This is a genomic window from Plasticicumulans sp. (assembly GCF_035331805.1).
Lineage (GTDB): Bacteria > Pseudomonadota > Gammaproteobacteria > Competibacterales > Competibacteraceae > Plasticicumulans.
This window is the reverse complement of record NZ_DAOLKE010000322.1, coordinates 1-3,978: the sequence shown is the minus strand read 5'-3', so window position 1 is coordinate 3,978 and position 3,978 is coordinate 1. Positions and strand designations below refer to the sequence as shown.

General features: G+C 74.7%; 3 protein-coding genes and 1 pseudogene. 1 reads left to right on the top strand and 3 read right to left on the bottom strand.

Annotated elements, in window-relative coordinates; translation table 11 throughout:
* The 3 genes from PKE44_RS16130 to PKE44_RS16120 form a co-directional block, all read right to left on the bottom strand.
* The coding region (locus PKE44_RS16130; RefSeq protein ID WP_324553186.1) for a glycosyltransferase at window positions 1-1,101 on the bottom strand (1,101 nt) is incomplete at its 3' end.
* A complete protein-coding gene (locus tag PKE44_RS16125) occupies window positions 1,098-2,222 on the bottom strand; it encodes a glycosyltransferase (RefSeq protein ID WP_324553182.1) in 1,125 nt (374 codons plus the stop codon). The genes PKE44_RS16130 and PKE44_RS16125, both read right to left, overlap by 4 nt.
* Window positions 2,219-3,349, bottom strand: coding sequence for a glycosyltransferase (locus PKE44_RS16120; protein WP_324553179.1), 1,131 nt, complete (start codon window positions 3,347-3,349; stop codon window positions 2,219-2,221). The genes PKE44_RS16125 and PKE44_RS16120 overlap by 4 nt, the downstream gene beginning before the upstream one ends.
* A gap of 155 nt (window positions 3,350-3,504) precedes the next feature.
* On the opposite strand from PKE44_RS16120, the pseudogene PKE44_RS16115 reads away from it, so the two are divergent.
* Window positions 3,505-3,978 (top strand): annotated as a pseudogene (locus PKE44_RS16115) (glycosyl transferase); the annotation flags it as partial.

Genomic DNA, 3,978 nt, shown 5'->3' with positions numbered 1-3,978 from the left:
CAGCCCCAGCGCCCGCGCATACGCCCTGGCGCTGGCCTCGACCGTGTACGGTGCCGCGGCTTCGGCGAGCAGCGCCGGCGGTGGCGGGGCATCGAGCAGGCCGGCGAGGGCCGCAGCGAGCGCGGCATCGTCGCCGACCGCCACCAGCGGGCCGTAGCGACCATCGGCGAGCACCTCGCGCGGGCCGCTCGGGCAGTCGCAGGCGACGACCGGCGTGCCGAGCGCGAGCGCCTCGACCAGCACGATGCCGAGTCCTTCCCACTGCGAGGTCAGCGCGAAGGCCGCGGCGGCGCGCATCGCCGGGTAGGGATTGGCGACGAAGCCGGGCAGCGCGAGGTCATCGGCGATGCCGAGTTCGGCGGCGAGCGCGAGCAGCCGTTCGCGCCGGCGGCCTTCGCCGAGGATCAGCAGCCGGCACGGACGCTGGCGGCGCAGCCGCGCGAAGGCCCGCAGCAGCGTCGCGAAGTCCTTGCGCGCCGACAGCTCGCCGACGCCGAGGATCACCGGCGCGCCGCCGTCCGTGAGCCAGGGATGCCCCGGCGCGCCGGCGGCGAGCGCCTGCATGTGCGGCGTGACCACCGGGTTCGGCACGACGTGGATGCGCGCGCGCGGCAGGCCGGTGAAGGCCGCGAAGTCCCCGGCGACGCCTTGCGAGGGCACGAGCACGCCGGCGGCGAAGCGGTAGAGGCTGCGCATCGACAGCGTCTGCACCGCGCGATCGAACCACGGGCGGCTGGCGAGGTTGTGCGAGACCGTCGTGCCGAGGCGCACGAACGCGCGCGTGTCGCCCCCGGCGAGCGCCCGTGCGGCGAGCGCGGCACGGTTGACCTTGTCCTTGTCCGACAGCAGCACGCGCGGGCGCTCGCGCTTCAGATAAGCGACCAGCGCCGGCAGCGCCGGCCAGACGTGGGCGCGGCCGAGATCGACGACGCGCACGCCGTCCGGCACCGGATCGAGGCGCGGGCCGTGGCCGCGGATGTTCAGAAGGTCGATGCGCAGGCCCAGGCCCGCGAGCGCCGGCAGCAGGTTGGCGACGATGCGATCGACGCCGCTGTGGCCCGAGGTCGCCGCGAACAGCGCGAGATCCGGGCGCGGCCTCATCCGGCCAGTCCGAAGGCGCGCAGATAGCCGGCGCAGGCGCGCGGCAAGGTGTATTCGGCGATGGCGGACTGCAGGGTTGCGGCCGGCAGCGGCGCATCGAGCACGGCGGCGATTGCGCGCTGCATCGCTGCAGCGTCGCCGATCGGGATCAGCGGCCCGAAGCGGCCGCCATCGAGAATCTCGCGCGGCCCGCTCGGGCAGTCGGTCGCGACCACCGGCGTGCCGCAGGCCAGCGCCTCGGTGACGACGTTCGGCGAGCCTTCGCGCTCGGACGACAGCACGAACACCGCGGCGCGGCGCATCCACGGCAGCACGTTGCCGACGAAGCCGGGCAGGCGCACGCGATCGCGGATGCCGAGCGAGCCGGCCAGGGCTTCGAGCCGCGCGCGCTCCTTGCCTTCGCCGAGGATCACGAGGCGCAGCTCGCGCGTGCGCATCAGCGCCGCGGCGGCCTCGATCAGCACCTCGAAGTGCTTGACCGGTGCCAGGCTGCCGGCGCCGAGGATCACCGGCGGCGCACCGGGCGCGAACCACGGATCGTCGAGCGGCTCGGCGAGGCGCGCATCGAAGCCGGCGGTGATGGTCGGGTTGCGGATGACCGCGATGCGCGCGCGCGCAAAGCCGGTCAGCTGCGCGAGGTCATCGGCGACGCCCTCCGACACGCAGATCACGCCGTCGGGGCGCGCGTACAGCCGGCGCAGCCGCCAGCGGTGCCAGAGCCCGCGCAGCGGGTTGCGCGAGACCATCTTCGGGCGCGAGGACAGATGAATGCCGCAGCGCAGGAACACGCGCGTGCCGCCTGCCGCGTTTTTCGCCGCGTCGCGGGCATCGAGCGCGAGCAAATCGTCCTTGCCCTTGGCCGACATCAGCACCAGCGGGCGCTGCGTGCGCAGGTAGTCGATGGTGGCCTCGCGCTGCGCGTTTCTCGCCGCCGGCAGCCGGATCAGCTGCACGGCCGGGTCGAGCCGGTCGAGATACGGCAGCTCGCCGGGGCGGGTCAGGAAGTCGGTCGGGTAGCCGGCCTGTGCGAAGCCGCCGGCGAGCGCCACCATCTGCTTTTCGACGCCGCCGTCGCTGAACGACGGGATGAACAGCGCGATGCGGCCGGTCGCCGTCGTCATCGGGCGAGCCCCAGCGCGTCGAGATACTGCGCGGCGGCGGTCGCGAGCGTGAAGCGCGCGGTCGCGGCGCGCAGCTGTGCGGCCGGCAGGGGCGCGGCGAGCGTGGCGCGGATGGCATCGGCGAGGGCGGCGGCATCGCCGACCGGCACCAGCCGGCCGTGGCGGCCGTGTTCGAGAATCTCGGCCGGACCGTTCGGGCAGTCGGTCGAGACCACCGGCGTGCCGAGTGCGAGCGCCTCGACCAGCACGTTGCCGAGCCCTTCCCAGGCCGAGGACATCACCAGCAGCCGCGCGCCGGCCATGTACGGATACGGGTTGACCGCAAAGCCCGGCAGCGCGACGCGCCCGCCCAGGCCGAGCTGCGCGACCTGCGCTTCGAGCGCGCCGCGCAGCTTGCCTTCGCCGAGGATCAGCAGCCGGTAATCGGCCCCGCCGGCGATGAGGCGTGCGAAGGCGTCGAGCAGCGTCGCGAAGTCCTTCTGCGGCTCCAGCCGGCCGACGCCGAGGATCACCGGCGCGCCGCCATCGCTGAACCACGGATGTCCGGCCGGTCCGGCGGCGCGCGCGTGCAGCTCCGGCGTCACGACCGGGTTGTAGATGATGCGCATCGCGGCACGATCGAGGCCGAGCAGCGTCGCGGCGTCATCGGCGACGCCGTGCGAGATCGCGATCAGGCCGTCGTTCTGGGGGTACCAGCGGCGCATCTGCGCGAGCTGGCTGCGCGCCTTGGCCGGTGTGAGGCTCGCCAGCTGCGCGCTCTGGTTGGTGTTGAAGGTGCTGTGCACCGGCATCTTCAGGCCGCACAGCGCACGGCTGCGCAGCACCAGCGCGTTGACGCGCGAGCGCTGCGTCAGCACCACGTCGGGCCGCTCGCGCAGCAGGTAGGCCGCCGTGCGCGGCACGCCGAACCAGGCGTGCGAGGTGCCGAGGTCGACGAGGCGCACGCCGGGGCCGATCAGCTCGCGGTAGGGGCTGCCGGTGCGCGCGAGCAGCAGATCGACGGCCACGCCTTCGGCGGCGAAGGCGTTGGCGAGGTGCACGCGCATCTTGCCGATGCCGCCACGGGCGAGATCGGCGAGCACCATCGCGAGCCGCCGGGGGCGGGAAGCGGTCGTCGGGGCGGACATCGGGAAGGCAGGCACCGGCCGGGCGAAAAAGGGCCGCGAGTATACCGGATCGTCCCGGCGGGCCGGGTGGCCGCGGGGGCGCGCCGGGGCGCGTGTCACGCCGGGCCGCATGTATAGAATGCGCGCTCCCGCAACCGTCCCCCGGCCGCCGCACCATGTCGCCGCGCTTCGTCTACCTCGCCTGGGGCCGCCCGCAGCGCCCGCGTGCCAACCTGATCCAGACCCTGCACACCGTCGAGGCGCTCGCCGCGCTCGGGGCCGGCGTGCGCCTGTACCTGCCGCCGGTCCCGGCGGGCTTCGACACCGGCGGCTTTCTCGCCGGCATGGGCATCCGCCGGCCGATCGACCTGCGCCCGGTCGAGAGCCTGCACCGGCGCTGGGGCGGCTGGCCGTTCGCGCTGCTGCACCTCGGCGAGCTGCGCCGCGCCGGGGTCGTCTACACGCGCGTGCCGGAGCTGTCGCGGGTGCTCGCGCGCCTCGGCATCCGGCACTGGCTCGAAGTCCACGAGACCGACACCCTGGATGCGCGCGGCCAGTTGCCGGCGCTGCGCACGGCACTTGCGCGCGGCACGCTGCGCGGGCTGGTCGCGATCAGCGAGGCCGGCCGCGCGGCGCTGCTGCGCGCCGGG